The 2066-nt window shown below is 58.0% G+C and carries 2 protein-coding genes; both read right to left on the bottom strand.

Going from position 1 to position 2066, the window contains the following annotated elements; translation table 11 throughout:
* The coding region (locus ABX749_RS30890; protein WP_372899421.1) for a hypothetical protein at positions 1 to 203 on the bottom strand (203 nt) is incomplete at its 3' end.
* A 457-nt stretch (positions 204 to 660) separates the two neighbouring features.
* On the bottom strand, positions 661 to 2066 hold a 1406-nt coding region (locus tag ABX749_RS30885; RefSeq protein ID WP_372899420.1), incomplete at its 5' end, for a family 16 glycoside hydrolase.

The raw sequence follows: 2066 nt of genomic DNA, 5'->3' as shown, positions 1-2066 counted from the left end.
GATTCAAGGTTTGCCGGGTCACCGATTCGCTTCAGCGGCGGCTTTCGCTCCAGGCCGGGAAAGTTCCCACGCCGGTTCACGGTGACGTCGCGGATCTTTTGGATCCCCTGAGGAATTCCGATGAACCGCCAAATGGTCGGTACGGGGGCTTCAGGGACTTGTGCCTGAGTCGTGGATGCGGTGGAAATGGCTAACGCTGCCACCGAAATCCAAATGAGATTATTCGTTTTCACCGTCGCATTCCATTGCGGTTTGTGTTTCGATGGCGTTCTGTGTCGCACACGCGTTTCGCTAGGTGCCCGTCTATGGTGATCGGCAAATCACCCGCGTGAGTTCATTTGCAAAATGTGACGCGGCACAATCGGAAGCTGGTTTCTGGCGAATCCTGTGAAAGATTGCCGGTTACGCGAATTGCACGATGGGCGTGGTCGGGAAAAGATGGCCAAGCTGGGTTTCGCGAAGTCAAAATAACGAAAACCACCGCCCAGCAACCCAGTTTCACAGCAATCGTTTCACGACCAGAGCCCGCCCAAGTGGCGTACGCTTCCAGCTTGAGCATCCCCTGCGATTCAAGACGGCAAGTAAGCGGGCTGATTCCGTCGACCAACCCCGGGCGGCTTCCGCCACCGCTTCGACGAAAACGTGATGCTGAACGAAGCCTTACTCGTCCTGTTCCGGCTCCAAGATCTCTAGCTTCATGTTTCGAAAGCGCACTTCGGTTTTGCCGCCGCTGTGCAGTTGAAAGGCGATGATGCCGCTTTCAGCGCCGTCGGGATCATGCAAGTCGACACAGAGTTGATCGTTGATCCGCGTTTGGATGTGATGCCCCTGGGCAAGGACTTCGTATTTGTTCCAGTCGCCGGGCCGGACGTGTTGCTCGCCGGACTGATCCCACAACAGTTTGCGGCCGTGTTCTTCGTACAGCTTGCCCCACCATCCCTGACCAATGTCAGCCTGGTAACCGGAAACCTCGCCGTCTTCGGCGTGACTGCGAAATTGAATGCCGCTGTTTCCGGCGTTGTCGACCAGTTTGACTTCGACGGTCAAGCGGAAATCTGACGCCGCTAGGTCGCTGACGATCCATTCGTTGCGTTGCAAACCATCGGTGCGTCCGACGAGTTCGCCGTTTTCCACCGACCACAGCGCCGGATCGCCGCGCCAGCCCGAGAGATCGGTCCCGTTGAAGAACGCGGCGGCGTTTTCTTTGGTCGCTCGCATCGGCACTTGTTGTTTTCCACGCAGGTACGCGATCAGCGAACGGACTTCGTGCGGCGAAAATTGTTTCAACTGATCGTCGGGCATCATCGACTTGTCTGCCGTTGCCCGCTGTTCGATTTCCTCTTTGGGGATCACGACGACGGCATCGGACGTCTGGATCGTCAGCGAAAACTTGTCTTCGGCTTTAATCAGTCCGTTGACCACGCGTCCGTCGTCGACCAGCACAACCGTCGGGACGTATTCCTTGGCCATCACGGCACTGGGATCGACGATGTTGGACAACAAGTATTCCAGGTTGGATCGGTTCGATCCCGTCAAGTCGGGGCCGACCTTGAACCCGACGCCGTACAGCACGTGACACTTCATGCAGGTCTTGGCGAACACCGCTCGGCCGAGTTCCAGGTCCGCCGGCGGGTGGTCGGTCGATGCGACCAATTGTTTGTACTCTTCGATCATCGCCAGTTTGTCGGCCGCCGATTCGCGAGCGACTCCCCAAACACTGTCCAGCATCGCGTCGATCTTCTTGTTGCTCAAGAACTGCAACTGACGCACCAGATCGGCGGTCAAGTCCGTGCCGGGAATTTGTTCGGCTTCGATCGCCTCCAGCAAGGCGATCCCCGGCTTCACCCGGGAACAAAGCGTTGCCAGGGCCGAACGCTTTTCGCCCGGGCTGAGTTGTTCGTACACAGTGAGCAGGGCCGGTGCGATCGCGGCGTCGTCATACTGCGCCATCCCACGGATCGCCGTTTCACGCAGCGGCGAGTCGACTTTCAACAACCCGATCAAGGTCGGTACCAAGTCGGGATCGTCGAGATCGAGCAAGGACCGCAGGGCGACTTGTCGCGATG

Source organism: Stieleria sp., assembly GCF_041595215.1.
In the GTDB taxonomy this organism is placed as follows: domain Bacteria; phylum Planctomycetota; class Planctomycetia; order Pirellulales; family Pirellulaceae; genus Stieleria; species Stieleria magnilauensis.
This window is presented reverse-complemented; position numbering and strand designations above follow the sequence as displayed.